A 17,182-nucleotide genomic window follows, 5' to 3' on the forward strand; every position below is an offset into this window, starting at 1 on the left:
CAGCTCATTCAGCTCAGCGCAATCCGTCTGCCGCCCTCACGCGCGGAACGCAGCGCCGCTTCGAGGACGGTAAGTCCGGCGATTGCTTCAAGACCATCACAGCCAGGCAACGGCGCGCCGCAGGCGAAGTGGTAACTGATCGCCTGATAGAATTGGTACAATCCACTAATGGCGGCATCGGCCCCCACACGCGTGCCCGGCCCGAGCTGGGTATAGCCGGGATAGAAGCGGTCCGGCACCGGATCATAACGGCGCATTTCCACGCCGGCATTGGCGATCTCGATCCGCCGATCTTCGAAGAACAGATCGATCTCAAACTGGTCGAAGCGCAATCCGGACATCCCAATTACATGTGCATCAAAGCCTTGCTGCATCCGCATACTGAACGTCACAACCGGGTCTTTTCCTGACACTTCCGGCGTCAAAGCCTGAACGGCTAGCGCAGGTCCGAACCATTGGAGCATAAGGTCGATGAGGTGCGACCCGTAGTTCAACAAGCCCTTTCCATACCGCAAGATAGCGCACCGCGGCGCACCCGGCAGCGATTGGCGCAACGCTTCATGGCGCAGGTCGAACCGCCGTTGAAAATTCACTCGCAGCGCTACGCCGCGACTGTCGGCTGCCGCTACAATTCTCTTGGCCTCGGCCACCGTGGACGCCAGCGGCTTCTCGACAACCAGCAGCTTTGGCCGCCGCTCCAACGCCTGCATCACAACCGGAAGCCGCACCGACGTGGGCGTGGCCAGCACGATGACCTCCGCCTCCCCGTTCTCCAACTCTTCCGCGCTGCTTAGCACGCGCGATGCAGCGTGCGGCCACCTCCTTTGGAACGCCGACCGTGCTGCCTCGTCCGGGTCGGCGACAGCCGCCAGAGTTAAATTGGAGGTTCCCAGCACGCAGCCAATATGGCTGCACGGTCGCCCACCCGAATCATGGCCGCTTGCGATGCGTCCCAGCCCGATAACAGCGACGCGGGTCACGCAGATCGTGCCTTCCTGGCGAAATACTCCTCGCGCAAGATGCTCATCATTAGCGCGTCGTAATAGCGACCGTTGCGATAGATCAACTTGCGGCGGATGCCCTCGCGGACGAATCCAGCTTTTTCATACGACCTAATGGCGCGTTCGTTCGCGGTGTTAACGCCGAGATAGATGGTTTCTAGATTGAGCTTGTCAAAGCCATAGGCGATGGTGAGCTGGGCCGCCTCACCTCCCAACCCCTTGTTCCAAGCCTCGGGTACGCCGATAATGATTCTAAAATCAGCCCGGCGGCAGATCCACTGAATTACGTAAAGCCCGCAACAGCCGACGGGATTGCCTGTTTTCTTGTCGATGACTGCAAACGCAACCGTGTCTTGGGCCTCTGTCGAAATACGGTAAAGTTCGTCGAGATCACCCTCGCTCGCTGGCTTCCATCCGGACTCCATAAAAGCGGTGACGTCAGGATTGTCGAGCCAGCGCTGGTAGAGCTGCATATCTTCGCGCCGAAGACCGCGCAACTTCACCCGATCACCCACCAAAAAAGCCATCTCTGCATCATTCATGGCCAGGAAACCCATCCAAGAATTTGGCAAAAATCAGAAGTTTGTAATCATCGAAGCGCCTAGCTACGATCTGTACTCCGAGCGGCAAGCCGCGATCGCCTTGTAGCAGCGGCAATGACATTGTCGGGGCGTAGCACATGGTCCAGATCAGAGAATGGTCTTCTGGGTCAGGGGCGTCCAAGCCTACGGGCGCTACGTCGGCCGCACTCGGACATAAAAGCACATCAAATCGTTGATCAAGCAGCTGATCGAACTGCCTAGCTAACCTGCTCTGTTCGGCAAGCGCGCCTTCATAGTCCTCAACGCAAATCTGTCGACCCTCTACAATAATGTCCGCAAGAAGCTGACTGAATGCCGCGCCAGCCCGCTCCCACTCCATCTTAAAGTAGTAAGAAAGCGCTTTGTGATAGATCGTGCGATGCACGTCATGGGCGTGGTCGAACTCGACTGGCAGCCGAAATTTCGCCACCTCTACGCCTTGCCCCTCTAGCCATCGCCCGACGCTCTCAATACCGCGTTTAACATCGGGGTGCTCGAGATGCGATTTAGGTCCCTCAATAATCGCAACACGCCAATGCCTATCGCCAATCCCATGCCGCCGCGGATCGGAAAATTCGCGATCGACAATAGGATAATTCGGTCCGGTGACCCGCAAGACGTCGAATAGCAATGCAGCGTCAGCGACCGACCGCGTCATCATCGCGACAGTGTCCAGCGTGTCGGTGGTTTTCAGCATTGCCGTCCGCGGAACGGTTCCGTACGAGGGCTTGAATCCGTAGACTCCACAATAGCTCGCGGGTCGGATCGTGGAGGCAGCAGTCTGGCTCGCCAAGGCCACCGGCACCATGCAGGCGGCTACCGCGGCGGCCGAACCGCTTGAGGACGTGCCAGTGCTGCGCGCGAGATCCCACGGGTTCCGCGTACCTGGTGCTGCATGAACCGCGAATTCGGAAGTCGCGAGCTTGCCGGCTATGATGCCACCGCGGCGGCGCAGAGATGTAACCGCGCGAGCGTCGTTGCCAGGCGTATAGTCGGCAAAAATTGCGCTTCCGTGCTTGGTCGGCATATCGGCAGTATTAAAGATGTCTTTCACGCCAATCGGCAGACCGAATACTGGGCCTGGCAAATTCACCCGTCCATTTAGCTGCCGCAATGTCGCGTCCGCTTGCCGTGCTCTTTGACGCAGCAGTTCGGGATTCCACCAAGTCCAAGCGCGTACGTCGTTTTCACAACGCGCTGAAATGTCGGCGCAGCTCATGCAATATTCTTCGACGGAAATTTGTCCAGTTCGAAGCAGGGTCAAGAATTCCGTCGCGGTCAACACGGCCACGCTATTGCTCTGTTCGATGATCGGCGGCAAACGCCGGCGCGTATGAGAACTCATGGCAATAATTTCGCTGCTCCCTGCCGTTGTGCACGGAGGATTTCGTGGAATTCTTCTTCGGAATAGCCAGTGATTTCGAGATAGTAATCAAGTGCGCCCGGTCGTTCCGCATCTACTGATTTCGCGATCTCGAACGCCTCCTCGCGCGTCATCAAACCTGCCCGAACGTCCTGACTCGCGAAATCCGTTCCACGACCATAACCGCGCTTCACCCATTTCGAATAATCATGAACGCCTGGCATTCGACATTCGACGCTCTTGTAACACTTGTACGAGCCCTCGACTTTGTCTTCCTTCCAGCCGTAGCGCTCCACCAGAAATTCAGTCTGACGCTCATGATCCCAGAACATATAATCTCCGAGATAGATCGCCTTGATGTCAGCCTTGATGAGCTCCTCCCGTGAAGGCGGATAGAACATTCGCATTTCAGCCTTGCCGAGATTTTTGCCTATGACCGCATCGGGCCCTTTGCGAACCGAACCAGCCATATGGATGTCTGCCACATTGACAGCAGAAGACATCTTAAATTCCTGATCGAAGAACGTATCGCGCCCGGAAAACTCCGCTGGGGACTCACCCCAAACAAGAAGCTTGATGCCAAACTTCACCGCCATCGTTAATGGGAACGCCATGATGCCCGAGTGGCAATGCCAACAGGCATCACCGATCAGCGGTAGCGACTTGCGCGCAAGACGATTCACCAATCCCCGTTTCGGAGTATACATGATATGATCCACATCAAGTCGCTCAACTACGTTCCAAAGGTTCTCCCAACCAACCTTACTGAACCAGTTGTGACTGAATGTGACAGCAAGTGGTTTCATTCCATAAATGCGCGTTAGAACATGAAGCTGGAATGCACTGTCTTTCCCGCCACTGATGGGCACCATGCAATCATAGTTGTCTCCCGCGACACGCTTTGCGTCTTCGAGCAAACTGGCCAGCGCTTTCTCCCGCTTGGCCCAATCAATGCGCATCTTCTCTTCGGATGCACGGCAAGCTTTGCAAATTCCCATTTCGTCGAAGCCAATGCCCTCCGTAGTGTCGGGCATACAGCACCGTGCGCAATAGCGAAGCTGTGGAAATGGAACCTTCACATCTACCATCGCTATTCCTCCTTTATACTGTAACCTGGTGCGATCACGTCAGTTCGGCGGTCGATAACCCAAGAACTAGGGCGCCCCGCGTTACCAGCCAAATACTCTTGTAAAGGGCGCAATGACGGCGATGTTCAGCCATGTAATTGCGCAATGGATCTGAATGTCGGCGCTTCCGCGCAACCGACAATGCCGGCAACAAGCGCGTTAGTTGCCCTTTCGATATCCTCGTCAGCAAATGCATCCTTCTCTAAATTCGAATACTTTCCTAGATCGAAGGAAGCGTGCAACGTGGCAGCTCGCAGGCGCGAACCGTCTCGACGTGCCCTCTCACGGTCGAACTTGTCCGATAACGCGAAATCAATCGCCGGCCTAAGATCTTCTTCACGTAACACCTTCTGAATATGAGGCACGCAATCGTAAAAATTGTGCCTGCCGAAGACGATCACTGGCTTACCGAGAATGGCGGCTTCAAGGCCCGCCGTGCCTGTAATCGTGACAACAGCGTCGGCAGCTTTGACTACATCGACGCCGAGTTCATAGATATCCAGCAAGACCGTATTCTTGAGACGAAGAATTTGCTCGTAGAAGTCACGCGGACGACGTCCAGCGCCGTAAATAGTCTCCTTGACCGCAAGCACTGCATCCGCTGGCAAGTCGCGTGCGATAGACATAATCGCCCACAGCTGGCTGAAGTACTCGGGCGACATCCAGTGCAACGACATTTCAGGCTCGGTATGGAGCGGGAAATAAACGATGCGGCGCCCCTTAAGGTCAGCCAGTCGTCTAGCGCGCGGATATCGAAGTTTCTTCAGATCGAGATATTCACGCACCAAGTACCGCATCATCGAAGTATAATAGTAAGTTGGCTTAAATTTCTTGCGGTGCTTGAAACGATACAAGTAGCCCAACGTCGTCGAGAACATACGCTTAAGGAGGCGACCGAAAGGATGTGCCTTTACAATACGATTCCGCTGCCCGACGTCCGCGTAATACTGCCGGACATCTTCGACGGGATCGAAATGCTCGGCCTCCATAGCATGATAAACGGCGGCGACATCCGGATAGTCGATGAGCTCGGAATGCGCCCAGAAATATCCATTTTCAACACGTGAAGAATAAAGGTAGCGGAATGGCACACCGCGCGCTCGTGCCAAGACCGCCTCCTCCTTCAAACCATTGAGATGCAGCGTGATGCCTTTGTCGTTATATTCGCGCTGCCAGAAATCAAAGACGGCGTTGAACGCTTGGACGATCTGCTCGTAGCTTGGCACTACAGCATAATACGAAGTCGGATGGTTAAACCCGCCAAGATAAAAGCCAATTCCGAAGTCGCGACGCGTCATGCGCACCATATTATATGTGCAACCTAGAAACTCCTCGTAAGCGCGCGCTTTTGCCAGAACATTAGCCGGATCCGTCACCGGCTTAAGCGCCGCTTCATGAAGATGATCAGCTTGGATAATGTCGTCTACAGCATCATTTAGGAATTCTTCGTAATATTTCCTGGCGTCGATTGAGCGAACGTAAACATAGATCTTAGAACCAAAGCGCTGCCGTAATTTGCGGCAGATCGCGAGCATGAGCACGCGAGTATCAGCTCCGTCTGTCACAGCGACAGCAGCAAAAGGCGATTCCGGTTTCTGGCTCGTCTGCGGCAATATCATCATTTACCCTTCATATCGCTCATATCGCCGCTGCGACGGTTTGTTCTGACCCACGCAATACGATGCTACCTTGTGAAAGATCATAGACTCTATCGGCTGCGCCGATGATGGCAGGCTGGTGAGAGATCGCGAGGACAGTAATGTCCTTTGCGAGATTGCGCAGTGTACCGCAGATAGCTTTTTCGGCATCAGGATCGAGCGCCGTGGTTGGCTCGTCCAGAACCAGGAAACGCGGGTTGCGTACAAGCGCGCGCGCGATCGAAATGCGTTGACGCTGACCGCCAGAAAGTCGTGCGCCGCGCTCGCCGACCATTGTTCGCATTCCGTCAGGAAGCTCTGTTACAAAAGCAAGCGCATCTGCGCCGCGAAGCGCGGCTTCGATCTCCTGCTCGGCAATTGCAGGGTCCCGCAGGCTGACATTGTTGGCGATCGTATCATGCCAAAGCACGACATCCTGCGGAACATAGCCGATGAGTCTCCGCCATTTGGAAATGTCGATCTGCGACAATGGCGTCCCATCGATCTCAACTTCTCCCGAGTTCGGAATGCTCATTCCGAGAAGAATATCGATCAGAGTGGATTTCCCTGCACCTGACGGGCCTATGAGAGCCGTCATCTGACCCGCTGGAATCACCATCGACACATCGCAAAGAACGGGCACCGCGTCGTAGCTGAAATTGACGTGGCGCAGTGCAATACTGCGCTCAAGTCGCGGTACAACCCTTCCATGAAGCACTTGATCCTGCTCGGATCGCGCTTCCACGAGAATGTCACGCGCGACGCGGTAGCTGCTCTCGAACGAAGCGGCCTTTTGATAAAGGATTTGGACTGTGCCAATCCGCGACACTAACCGCTGGAACACCACGACCATAAACAATAATTCAGCGATCGGATAATTCAGCCAACGAACCGCGCAGTATAGTCCGATCGCGAGGAAAATGGCGAAGATCGGCTCCTGCGCGATTGACATCAATGTCGTTGCGAGAAGGAGGTTGCGCTGCGCCGTCTTCAGCTCCTGCGTGTCGGACTCAAGTAGTGGCGCAAGACGGTCCTCACGCGCCATTGCCTTGAGCGGCTTGATGAGTTGGAGACCTTCGACCACGCGGCTCATCAAATCGGCCATGGCCATGACCTGACGCCGTCCAGCGAGCCGTGTCACATGCACAAGCGCGTGCAGCGACGCAACCATCAACAGCCCGACGAGAAGACCGGCCACCGTCACCTGCCACGAAGTGAACAGCGCGATGGTCACATAAATCAAAACTTGTAGGACCGTGGCCACTAGAGAGATCAAGGATGAATACAGGCTAGCTGCCTGGTTCGCCTCGTTAGTCACGGCGTTGGTCAACCGTCCAGTCGATTGGCGGATAAAATACGACCACCGCGCTTGCATGAAGGCGCGCACAAGGCTGAGGCGCATCTGCGCTGCGACTTCGACAGAAGCATTACCAGCTATCAGCGTGGAGACAAGCCTCAGAACGGCTGTCGCGACCACTGCGACGACGGTGATGGAGAGCAGCACACCGAAATGTGCCGGAATTCCAATAGCCGCCAACGCAGAACTAACTGTTTGCGCGATGCCACCGCTCGAGTGCTCACCACCAATGGCTATCACGATGATCGGCAGCAACGTCAGGATGCCGATGCCCTCGAAAATTCCCGCGATCAAGACCACCGCTAGCGCGAGCAGAAGCCTGAGCGGATCGTCGCGCAAAAACTCAATAAAAACCGCAGCTAGGTTGTCGCGGCGGACCGTCGGCCCTTGGTTGTTTGCAGAGTCAGCTGACATTTCTGTCTCTTGAAACCATAGTCCAATCTAGTGGCATTCCGCGCTTCAGTGCTCGCGTCGCTTTGCGGCCGAGCACATCTGGCAAATACTTCGGCGGAAGGCCATGGCCTGGACGAATGGAGCGTACGTTCTCTGCAGTGAGGGTCTCTCCTGCGTTGACGTCGCGGACGATGTAGAGCGAGCGGCGAAACACGATATTGCCTTTTGCGCCTTCGGTTCGCTCATAAGTCACGCAACCCATCGCGGCCCAAGCGTTGCGGCAGGCATGGCACAGTTCGACGAACTCGGCGGGTTCCAGCGAGAACTTTGCGTCTGGCCCACCATCAGCCCGACAGAGCGTCATGTGCTTTTCGATCACGCATGCGCCAGAGGCAACAGCGGCGACAGCGACCTCGGTTCCCATTGTATGGTCCGACAATCCAATAACAACGCCGAACCGCTTTGCCATGTCACCGATGGTGCGGAGATTCGCCTCTTCGGGCCGTGCCGGATAGGCGCTGACGCAATGCAAAAGAATAGGCGAGGCTCCATGAGGATGGGCGGCAGCGTCAAGTGCCTCGGCAATTTGGTCCGCGTCGATCATGCCAGTCGAAATAATAACCGGCTTTCTCGTGGCGGCAGCTCGCCTAATGAGCGGCAGGTCAACGGCCTCAAACGAAGCTATCTTGTAGGCTGGCGCACCTAGTGATTCTAGCAGTTCGATGGCGGTCTCGTCGAACGGGCTGCTGAACACCGTGAGTCCTACCTCACGGGCTTTGGCGAACAAGTCTTCATGCCATTCCCAAGGCGTATGTGCCTGACGATAGAGGTCATAAAGACGCCAGCCGTCCCATAGGCCGCCTTGGATAACAAATCCAGGGCCGTAATGATCAATCGTGATCGTATCCGCAGTGTAGGTTTGTAGCTTGATCGCGTCAGCTCCGGCTGCTTTCGCCGCCTCAATCAGCGCGAAGGCGCGTTTAATGTCGCCGTTATGATTGCCGGACATTTCAGCGATCATGTACGGGGGATATTCTGGACCGATCCGCCGCCCTGCTATAGCCAATTCGCTCATGCAGAAGCTTTCAAATGCAAATTTTCATGAGCGAACCAGCCGTTCCCGAAAGCGCGAAAGCCCGCTTTTTCGAATAGTCGCCGCGACGGTTCGTTGCCTGGCAAAATTTGCCCTACCAGTCGCGCGTCGGGAAGAAAACGGCGAGCGAGTTTGAGTGCTGCGAGTCCAATACCCTGCCGGTAAGTGGCGGGATCTGTGACGATCGATATCTCGTAGTCGTCATTGTCCGTCCGATCGAGCCGCAGCAGTCCAACAGATACATTGTCCCTGACCACGAGATGCAACAGCGACTGTCGCGATCCCAGAGTTTGCTCCATCCACGCCCGATGAACTTCCGCGGTGGGAACTGCCGGATTGCGGGCAAATCGGCGTGTTTCCGGGGCTTGCTGCCATCGGAAGATAAGATCGGTGTCGTCGAGCGTTGCAGGCCGCAGCGTGACGGCGCGGCCCGCCGAATCGCTTTCTGGATTCGCCAGCAGCACGGCACGTTGCGTGCCAAAGCCGTCGCACAACGCCGATGCCGCAGACGACAACGCATTACGCAGCCCTGCGTCCGCCACCAATGCGCGCACATAAGACGCTGCTTCTTGTGTGGTAGCTGCGACGATCCCGGCAGATCGAGCCGCCACGGTCTCTGCGACCGCACGTTGATTGTCAGCCGTTATCATCAGGACCATAGGCAAACCCAAACATGCTGCTTCCCAAGTGGTGCCGCCTGCGGCGATAACGGCGATATCTGAATCGCGCATTAGCTCCGCCATATTGGTGGCATCGACATGGAGTCGCGCATTGGCTACGCGCGCGGCTTCGCGAATGGACGGAAGATCGCGCGCCGCGGCCCCTACGGCAACGTCAACTGAAACGCCTTCTGTTGTATCTGCGACGGCCGCGACCAGAGTTGCAAGCTGGTTGGATGTATCGGCGGTTCCAAGTGACAGCAGGACACGCTGAACATGTCTATCGCGATTTGTCGCCCGCACGGAGGCGAAGGCAGGACGCAGCAGCGCGTAACTTGGACCGGAAGCGATGCAAGTCCCTTTACCGACACGAGGAGGGTAGGAAGAGATTGGGCGGTCCGGCATTGGATCGATGAGAATGTCGCAGTCATGATCCCGGTCGACGAGATCGTCAATCACGACAATTCTGCGCGCCCAAGAACGGCATGCAGACTCATACACGGCGTCAAGGCCGTAATGATCAATTACGAGCAAATCACAGCCCCCAGGAACGGCTGCCTGCATTTCGTCCGCGCTTGCGGGGTGCTCCAGCGAGATCCAGCGATACGGTGACCGAGTCAGCGCCGGCACAACAGAAGGCGTTTCGACCGTTCCCGCAAAACTGACCATCCACCCGTCACGCGTGAGACCCTGCGCCAGCGCGAGGCAGCGCACAACGTGGCCGCCGCCGATCGCCACCGAAGCATCCGCGCGAATTACGGCGTGCCGCGACCTCATCCGGCTCTCTCCCGCATATGCCGTATGGAAAGTGCCAGATCAAGATCGTCGACATCATCGATGTCCACTGCAGAGCGCCAGTCGATTGGATGAAAAATATGTCCGGCTCCATAGAAGGTGCCGCTCTCGCGCAGAGCCGCAACGTTCGCGATCCAGATCGCCCCACTCGGACAATAGAGGTCGTCGAGTTCCTGACTGCGTTTGGTTAACGCCTCCTTGAACAGTGCTTCCGGCCGACCGGAAGCATCAAGCCGGTGCGCCCACCACGGGTTCATCCAGCCGTACCGGAAGCAGCTCAACAGGAACGGTGCCCGGGTCGCGCGGAAACGATCAAACGCGACAGCGATATCGGTGCTGTCACGCAGCGGGCAGTTCGGCATCAACTGCACGACTGTATCATAATTCTGGCCCCAGTGAATTTCAGCCTGACGTAGCGCCGCAAGCGTGGCCGCGGCCACCGGCGCTGTGTCGTCGGCCGCAGAATCCCGCAAAAACGGAACTTGTCCACCATAAGCGCGAGCGCAAGTCGCGATATCAGCATCGTCCGTCGATACAAGTACGTAGTCGAACAGACCGCTACCGAGCGCCGCATCAATGGTCCAGGCCAGAAGCGGCTTCCCAGCGAAGTCGATAACATTCTTGCGCGGAATCCGCTTCGATCCGCCGCGCGCCGGAATGATCGCGATCGCTCGCATCACCATACAGTCCACCCGCCGTCAACCACGAGATTATGGCCTGTCATTCCCGAACTTGCATCCGAGAGAAGAAAATCGACGGGTCCCGCGATCTCGTCTTCCCGCAGCATGCGGCCTGTGGGCGCAAGGCTCGCATAGCGGCGCTGCAACTCGACATCGGCACGCCCTTCGACACCTCCGAACGAAACGCAATTGACCTGAACACGCGGTGCAAGGCGCACCGCCAACTCGCGAGTCAAATGGATCAGTGCGGCCTTCGCGACACCATATTGGATCGGCGGTTGGGACGCATGATCGACATAAAGCGCCCGATTGGGTGCAACGAGTCCATACTGCGATCCTATATTAACTACCCGCTCAAGCTTCGCGTTGGGCGAGTTAGCGAATGCCAGCGTCAACTCTCCAGGAACGACTACGTCGAGCGTCAGCTCAGCAATGAAATTCTCGCGAACAATTGCACCATCCGGGCCGCTTTGCAAAAATGCAAGGTTGCGCGCATTGTTGATGAGATAATTCGGCATTACACCCGCCGCGCGGCACCGTTCCACGACACGCGCTGCTGAATCGGCTAACGTTAGATCGCAGTCCACGGTAAAAAGCTTTTTCGCCTGCACGTCTGCGGCATGAACTTCACTCAGCACGGCAAGTGCTTCCTTGCGTCGTCCAACGGCAATCACCGTATTTCCGCGGAACAGCCGGTCGGCGACGAGCAGATGGCCAAACTTGCCCGTGGCGCCGGTAATAAGAACCGCCCTCATCCCCGCCCCTGCTCCAATATCCAGATAGCCTGGCGCACTACGCCTAGGTCGCAACGGGAATAGCCGTCACGGATGCCGCCGACGAAATCACTGAGCGCAGCGCGGAAACACGAAAAGGGATCGCGAAATATGAGATCAGTCCAGTTGTTTTCACCGATGACACGCAGGGCGATCGGCGATGTGATCGAACCCAGCGCCGAAAACTGTACCAGAGCTTCACCGATGGAGGCATCAAGTCCACGTGCTCCTTCGTGCGACCACGTTCGACAAATTTCTGGGATTGCGTCGGTTCCAAGAAGCCGCAGTACCGGCTCGATGATGTGAATTGAGTAGCGGTCCCAGCTCTTGGGTGTCATCGCAATCACATGTCGGATCGGCCCGATCGCGTCACGTACCGCGCTGTCGAGTTTCAATTCGGAGGCATAAGCCACAGCAGTTCCAGTAAAGAGGAGACCGGGTCTGCTCTGCCGCGCGCAGATGCCGTCAAAATCCGTCACACTCAGGGCCGGCGCCTTGTCGATGTAGACGGGAATTCCGGAAGCAAGAAACGGAGCTGACAGAGCGGCGTGGTTCTCGGCATCGTCACGCGCGAGAAGAAGCCCGTCGATAGCGCCAATCATCTGTTCGGGTTTACTTACAACCGTTCTGATACGGCTTGCCTTAGCGATGTGACGGGCGCGATCGCTGTCCTGCGCCCAGACATGCGTCACGGTTACCCCGTCCAGTCGATCTTGCGGCCATATTCGCTGGGCAAGATAGTCGGGGATTGACGGGAAACCACATTGCGCCATCGCTTCTTGATCGTAGCCATTGCAAATTGCCGCCCACGAATATGGGTGTCCGTTGCCTTCCGAAATCCCGATAATGCCGAGCCGGATCATTCCCACCGTCGGGGATCCACCAAGCTTGAATCTGGCATCGTAGCTAGATTAGCGATGAAGCGTCCGCCCCCGTTGAATGCCGCGACAATTTCCTTGAACTCCAAGACGCTCGACACGCCCACTACGACGCCTTCAACCCCCGGCCAATCCCTGGCAAACGAGAGAGCGGCTTCGATCGACGACAATCCATGCTCAGTGGCACGCGTTTGAAAATTGGAGACATAGGGACGCAGGCCAGCGAGGCGATCCGGTATCTCTTGCGGCGGCTGCAGGGCGAGACCTTGCAGGAAAATCGATCGCACATGTATTGCAATGCCACGTTCTGACATCGCCTCGATGGCAGCCGCCATGCGTACATCGAGGACAGAAAGAGGGCATTGAATAACGTCGAGATCGAAGCGTCCGACTAGCGCGATCGCTTCGCCCGCTTCGTAGACGGATGCGCCAATGCGCTCGGTCAAACCCTCATCTCTTGCTGCAACGAGCCCGGCATACACCTCCGCCGCGTCTGACCCCATCAAATCGGCGGCATTGTGAATGAGCAGCGCATGAACATAGGGTAGTCGCAACCGCTTAAGTGAACTCCGGCATTGCTCAATGACTGATGCGCACGTCGGCTCACGCAAGGACGGAATCTTAGTGACGACCCGGAAATCTTCGACGCCACACTCGCCTAGGAGATGTTCAGCATCACCGTAAGCTGCAGCTGTGTCCAACCAACTGACACCGCTATCTCGAGCCAATGCCAAGATTGTTGCAGCATCGGCACTGGACAGCTTTCGCCGGCTGTTTACCAAACCATAGTCCAGCCCAAATTGCGCAGTACCAATTACTAGACGTGCCATCATGCGCTCATACCAAGCGCGTCGCGCAGGGCGTTTACCACTCGCGCAGGATCATTATCATCCATGCCAAAAAATAGTGGGAGCGAGAGCTGGCGAGAAAAATAGCTGTTTGCGCCAGGAAGATTTATGCTTCCGTAGCGTCGCATGTAATAAGGCTGCCGATGCACCGGAATGTAATGAACCTGAGTGCCGATGCCCCGCTCACGCAATTCACTCATCACCCGGGCCCGCGACCGGCCCGCCTTCTCGAAGTCGCAGTGCACGGCGTAGAGATGCCAGCTGGGATGACACCAAGCGACACGCCGCACTGGCTGTACTATTGGCGATAGACAACCGATCAAGTTATCATAACGTTCCACGAGTGCCCTGCGCCGCTGGAGAAACACCGGCAACTTAGCAAGCTGGCTGACGCCGAGCGCGCAGTTTAGATCGCTCAACCGAAAATTATAACCAATCTCCGACATTTCATAATGCCACGGGTTGATTTCCCCGTTGGGGCCGAACGCCAACTCATCGATTGTGAAGCTATCCGGAATACGGCTCATGCCGTGATTGCGAAACCGCGCGAGCCTTTCGGCGAGCACAGGGTCGCGCGTGGTAACTGCACCGCCCTCTCCGGTCGTAACAGTCTTAACCGGATGGAACGAGAAACATGCAAGGTGCGACCGACGCGTGTCTCCCACCACGCCCTTCCCGATGCTATAATGATGCTCAGCTCCGAGAGCATGGCAAGCATCCTCGACCAAGAACGCACCAATGCTTTTGCACACTGCCGCGAGACCATCGAGATCTGCGGTCTGACCATTTAGGTGCACGGCAATGACCGCGCGTGGCGGCTTCGGCGATCGCGCCACCGCAGATTCAAGTGCGCTAGGCGTGAGCAGGCCTGTATCCGGATCAACGTCGGCGAATACCACCTCGGCGCCGACATAACGTACGGCATTGGCGCTGGCGAGAAAGGTCATACTGGGCACTATAACGAGATCGCCTTCAGCGATCCCAAGCGCTAGCATTGCGAGATGCAGCGCCGCCGTCCCGTTGATGCACGCAACTGCATGAGTAGAATCAGTTGCCTTCACAAGGGCGGATTCGAACGCCGTAACCGCAGGGCCCGTCGTGAGAAAACCGCTACGCAGCACTGCGACCACCGCGGCAATATCGGCCTCGTCAACGAATTGACGGCCGTACGGCAACACACCCGTCATCGGGGCAGCTTTTCTCCTAAGAGCTTCGTTAACGCCGCCGCGTCGAGCCATTCGGTATTGTTGTCGCTGCCGAAGCGAAAATTTTCTGGCACTTCACGAGCGCCCTGCTTGCGTAACTCCTCGATCGGCCAGGATTTCCACGGCGGACGCATTATATACCGGTCCGCAAGCTCGATCGTCTGACGTGAGTCTTCCTCCGTGATCATCACTTCGTGCAGCTTTTCACCAGGCCGCACTCCGATGATCTCGTGCTCGAGATTTGGTCCTAGAGTACGAGCAAGATCAACAATTCGCATGGAAGGAATGCGAGGCACGAAAATTTCACCGCCGCGCATCATACTGAAGCAGGACACAACAAAATCAACTCCCTGCTCAAGCGTGATCCAAAAGCGGGTCATGCGCGGATCGGTGATCGGAAGTTTCTTCGCGCCTTGGGCGATCAGACGGGTAAAAAGCGGAAGCACGCTCCCGCGGGACCCCAGCACGTTGCCATAGCGAACCACAGAAAAGCGCACGTCGTGGTTACCTACCAGCCGGTTTGCCGCCACAAAAATTTTGTCCGAAGCTAGCTTCGTCGCTCCGTACAAATTGACTGCACTAGCTGCCTTGTCGGTCGAAAGGGCAATCACGTGCTTTACGCCGCAGCGAAGCGCAGCACGCACAACATTCTCAGCACCCAAGACGTTTGTATGCACACATTCAAACGGATTGTATTCCGCGGTCGGAACCTGCTTAAGAGCGGCAGCGTGTACGACATAGTCCACATTGCCGAGCGCCATTTCCAATCGTGACGCGTCCCGAACATCACCGATGAAGAAGCGAAGGCAGTGACTATTATCGTATGACCGCAACGCGTCGGTCATCTCGTATTGCTTGAGTTCATCGCGAGAAAATATGATCAGTCGCTCAGGCGCGCTCTTGTCGAGCACCCGCCTAACAAATGCATTACCGAAGGAACCGGACCCGCCGGTAACCAGAATGCTTTTTCCGTTGAAGATGTCGTACCGGGCGTGGAATATTCTAGGCGCGGTACATACAATACCGGAATTCAAAGACATGAGTTCTTTCGATTAGGCTTGGGATTGACGGATAGCTACCGCACTGCGACTGACTTAAGCCATCGCAGCCTAGAGACACTGATCACATTGGATCGACGTAAACCCCGATCCCAGCATTACTCAACAGGCCGTCGGCTTCTCAGTCCAACTCTCAGCCTCGACCGAGCGTAGAACACCATGTTCATAGAATGAACATGGTGTCAATCGACAGGCACTTTGAACCTCGGCACGAACTCGAATTGCATTCTCGAGAGGTTCGATCAGGGGCCTTAGCCGCCACTTCGCTTCCTCAGAAAGCTTGTCACACTCCGGCGCCAGGAAACCGGAATCCGCTGAGAATACTCTCGACCCTGCCCTAACATCCGCTCCATATGAAATCAGACCTGTTGATTAGAGAAGCGACCTCGGGCCCCGCAGCCCGCTCATCGACAGCGACGTCGCGTGCCGCCATGTCTGAATTAGAATACTTTAACGTCAGGCCGCCACTACGGAGTCGTTCTCAATCATGACCTTTACCTTCCGGCCGAGGAGGTCGAGCAGAATGCGCACCCGGTCACGCTCGCCAAGGCCTTCGTATAATCCAAGCTGATCGGCAAACACACCGTCCACAATGCGAACAGCCTGCCCAATGTCAAACCGCGTCGGTGTCAACTGCACCAGCCCCTCCTTCTCGCGAGATGCGATGCTTTTAATCACGCACTCATCTACCGACGCCGGTCGATCGCCATGACAAACGAGATGCGAAACACCGACTGTACCATTCACTGACCGCCACCGTTGATAATGAATGTCGAGCCCAACGAAAACATACCGCGGAAACAGTGGCGCCGGGGCGCGCTCAATGCGACGGCCGAATTTCCGTTTCTTGAGAATGCGCGGAAAATAGGTGGCATATCCCTGATTGCGAAGATGCATGACGGCACGCGCCTCCGCATTCGGATGCGTGAACGCGACGTACCAGCTCTGACCGTCCGTCAATGCGGGCGCACTCATTTCATTTTCCTAACGCGGTTAAACTAGTTGTAACGGCACGTGATGGGCGCACGCGCAACATCGCCGGCGTAAGAACGCGACTTTCGCCCATGACTGCCACAGCCTTCAGCATTGCAGCCTGTGGGTCGACAAGGTCCGTGATGACCGCACCATCAACGCGAGGCCCACCTTCAAAATCTGGCAGCACCAAAACGCCGCCAACGCGGCCGCTCTTCTTGCAGTCAATCACGGCAGCGATGTCGACGGATTGATCGGCGGCACATAAAATCATGATTTCGGCGAGTTCGCTCGCTCCCACCAGAATGATAGTCCGCATGCGGCGTGCGGATGCTTCATCCAGCACCTGCTGGCAATCGCTACGCGCGGTTCGAAAAAACGAAAAGGAGTGAGCAAAATAGCTGGCAGTTAACTTGGATTTCTCGGCAAATCCTGCGGGTGTAAGATAATACGCATAGCGCCGGGCCGGTGCGCTTTTCATCTTGACCCAGCCCTTTTTCATGCAGCGTTTGACGTACGCATTGACCAGACCGACCGCAATTCCCAGTTCACTTGCGACAGCACGCTGAGTTACCTTCTCGCCGCTATCGATGGCCTGCAGAATTCTCAACACGTGCAGAGAATCCTCAATGTCACGCGGCTCGCGGGCCGCCACCGTGGCCGGGCCCGCGGTGGGGCTATTACTGTCAGCATCCATGTTCATTTTGTGAACAGATAGCACCCTCCAGCAATGCATGCAACGGGTGGCAACGTCGCGGAATC

Annotated in this window: 16 protein-coding genes; all 16 read right to left on the reverse strand. The window is 56.4% G+C overall.

Going from position 1 to position 17,182, the window contains the following annotated elements; genetic code table 11:
* Positions 1-8: 8 nt before the first annotated feature.
* Positions 9-980, reverse strand: a complete 972-nt coding sequence (locus tag RO009_22345; protein MDT3687778.1) for a Gfo/Idh/MocA family oxidoreductase — start codon at positions 978-980, stop codon at positions 9-11.
* Positions 977-1,543: a GNAT family protein gene (locus tag RO009_22350; GenBank protein MDT3687779.1), complete on the reverse strand. Its 567-nt coding sequence runs from the start codon at positions 1,541-1,543 to the stop codon at positions 977-979. The genes RO009_22345 and RO009_22350 overlap by 4 nt, the downstream gene beginning before the upstream one ends.
* Positions 1,536-2,927, reverse strand: a complete 1,392-nt coding sequence (locus RO009_22355) for an amidase (protein ID MDT3687780.1) — start codon at positions 2,925-2,927, stop codon at positions 1,536-1,538. The genes RO009_22350 and RO009_22355 overlap by 8 nt, the downstream gene beginning before the upstream one ends.
* Positions 2,924-4,033, reverse strand: coding sequence for an N-acetyl sugar amidotransferase (locus RO009_22360; protein ID MDT3687781.1), 1,110 nt, complete (start codon positions 4,031-4,033; stop codon positions 2,924-2,926). The genes RO009_22355 and RO009_22360 overlap by 4 nt, the downstream gene beginning before the upstream one ends.
* A 125-nt stretch (positions 4,034-4,158) precedes the next feature.
* Complete coding sequence (locus RO009_22365) at positions 4,159-5,694, reverse strand: hypothetical protein (protein MDT3687782.1); 1,536 nt, start codon at positions 5,692-5,694, stop codon at positions 4,159-4,161.
* A gap of 16 nt (positions 5,695-5,710) precedes the next feature.
* On the reverse strand, positions 5,711-7,480 hold the full coding sequence (locus RO009_22370) for an ABC transporter ATP-binding protein (protein ID MDT3687783.1): 1,770 nt from the start codon (positions 7,478-7,480) through the stop codon (positions 5,711-5,713).
* Complete coding sequence (pseI, locus tag RO009_22375; GenBank protein ID MDT3687784.1) at positions 7,470-8,480, reverse strand: pseudaminic acid synthase; 1,011 nt, start codon at positions 8,478-8,480, stop codon at positions 7,470-7,472. Before pseI ends, RO009_22370 begins: the two co-directional genes overlap by 11 nt.
* A 50-nt stretch (positions 8,481-8,530) precedes the next feature.
* Positions 8,531-9,988 (reverse strand): UDP-2,4-diacetamido-2,4,6-trideoxy-beta-L-altropyranose hydrolase, encoded by a 1,458-nt coding sequence (gene pseG / locus RO009_22380; protein ID MDT3687785.1) that lies wholly within the window; start codon positions 9,986-9,988, stop codon positions 8,531-8,533.
* Positions 9,985-10,683, reverse strand: a complete 699-nt coding sequence (locus RO009_22385) for an acylneuraminate cytidylyltransferase family protein (protein MDT3687786.1) — start codon at positions 10,681-10,683, stop codon at positions 9,985-9,987. Before RO009_22385 ends, pseG begins: the two co-directional genes overlap by 4 nt.
* Positions 10,683-11,441, reverse strand: coding sequence for an SDR family oxidoreductase (locus RO009_22390; GenBank protein MDT3687787.1), 759 nt, complete (start codon positions 11,439-11,441; stop codon positions 10,683-10,685). Before RO009_22390 ends, RO009_22385 begins: the two co-directional genes overlap by 1 nt.
* A complete protein-coding gene (locus tag RO009_22395) occupies positions 11,438-12,322 on the reverse strand; it encodes a hypothetical protein (protein MDT3687788.1) in 885 nt (294 codons plus the stop codon). The genes RO009_22390 and RO009_22395 overlap by 4 nt, the downstream gene beginning before the upstream one ends.
* Complete coding sequence (locus RO009_22400; protein ID MDT3687789.1) at positions 12,319-13,167, reverse strand: aldo/keto reductase; 849 nt, start codon at positions 13,165-13,167, stop codon at positions 12,319-12,321. Before RO009_22400 ends, RO009_22395 begins: the two co-directional genes overlap by 4 nt.
* Entirely contained in the window at positions 13,167-14,372 is a 1,206-nt protein-coding gene (gene pseC, locus RO009_22405) for a UDP-4-amino-4,6-dideoxy-N-acetyl-beta-L-altrosamine transaminase (GenBank protein MDT3687790.1), read from the reverse strand. Before pseC ends, RO009_22400 begins: the two co-directional genes overlap by 1 nt.
* Positions 14,369-15,370 (reverse strand): UDP-N-acetylglucosamine 4,6-dehydratase (inverting), encoded by a 1,002-nt coding sequence (gene pseB, locus RO009_22410; GenBank protein MDT3687791.1) that lies wholly within the window; start codon positions 15,368-15,370, stop codon positions 14,369-14,371. The genes pseC and pseB overlap by 4 nt, the downstream gene beginning before the upstream one ends.
* 534 nt (positions 15,371-15,904) lie before the next feature.
* Positions 15,905-16,423, reverse strand: a complete 519-nt coding sequence (locus tag RO009_22415) for a transcription termination/antitermination NusG family protein (GenBank protein MDT3687792.1) — start codon at positions 16,421-16,423, stop codon at positions 15,905-15,907.
* A 1-nt stretch (position 16,424) separates the two neighbouring features.
* Positions 16,425-17,123, reverse strand: coding sequence for a winged helix-turn-helix transcriptional regulator (locus tag RO009_22420; GenBank protein ID MDT3687793.1), 699 nt, complete (start codon positions 17,121-17,123; stop codon positions 16,425-16,427).
* Positions 17,124-17,182: the final 59 nt, after the last annotated feature.

The sequence above is a fragment of the Pseudorhodoplanes sp. genome (genome assembly GCA_032027085.1).
Lineage (GTDB): Bacteria > Pseudomonadota > Alphaproteobacteria > Rhizobiales > Xanthobacteraceae > Pseudorhodoplanes.

Bases quoted from the DNA above. Each gene is read 5' to 3' on its own strand.
- RO009_22395 (MDT3687788.1), bottom strand. From the start codon at position 12,322: ATGATCCGGCTCGGCATTATCGGGATTTCGGAAGGCAACGGACACCCA.
- pseI (MDT3687784.1), bottom strand. From the start codon at position 8,480: ATGATCGCTGAAATGTCCGGCAATCATAACGGCGACATTAAACGCGCC.
- RO009_22400 (MDT3687789.1), bottom strand. From the start codon at position 13,167: ATGGCACGTCTAGTAATTGGTACTGCGCAATTTGGGCTGGACTATGGT.
- RO009_22420 (MDT3687793.1), bottom strand. From the start codon at position 17,123: ATGAACATGGATGCTGACAGTAATAGCCCCACCGCGGGCCCGGCCACG.
- RO009_22350 (MDT3687779.1), bottom strand. From the start codon at position 1,543: ATGAATGATGCAGAGATGGCTTTTTTGGTGGGTGATCGGGTGAAGTTG.
- RO009_22355 (MDT3687780.1), bottom strand. From the start codon at position 2,927: ATGAGTTCTCATACGCGCCGGCGTTTGCCGCCGATCATCGAACAGAGC.
- RO009_22385 (MDT3687786.1), bottom strand. From the start codon at position 10,683: ATGCGAGCGATCGCGATCATTCCGGCGCGCGGCGGATCGAAGCGGATT.
- RO009_22365 (MDT3687782.1), bottom strand. From the start codon at position 5,694: ATGATGATATTGCCGCAGACGAGCCAGAAACCGGAATCGCCTTTTGCT.
- RO009_22390 (MDT3687787.1), bottom strand. From the start codon at position 11,441: ATGAGGGCGGTTCTTATTACCGGCGCCACGGGCAAGTTTGGCCATCTG.
- RO009_22415 (MDT3687792.1), bottom strand. From the start codon at position 16,423: ATGAGTGCGCCCGCATTGACGGACGGTCAGAGCTGGTACGTCGCGTTC.
- RO009_22360 (MDT3687781.1), bottom strand. From the start codon at position 4,033: ATGGTAGATGTGAAGGTTCCATTTCCACAGCTTCGCTATTGCGCACGG.
- pseG (MDT3687785.1), bottom strand. From the start codon at position 9,988: ATGAGGTCGCGGCACGCCGTAATTCGCGCGGATGCTTCGGTGGCGATC.
- pseC (MDT3687790.1), bottom strand. From the start codon at position 14,372: ATGACGGGTGTGTTGCCGTACGGCCGTCAATTCGTTGACGAGGCCGAT.
- RO009_22370 (MDT3687783.1), bottom strand. From the start codon at position 7,480: ATGTCAGCTGACTCTGCAAACAACCAAGGGCCGACGGTCCGCCGCGAC.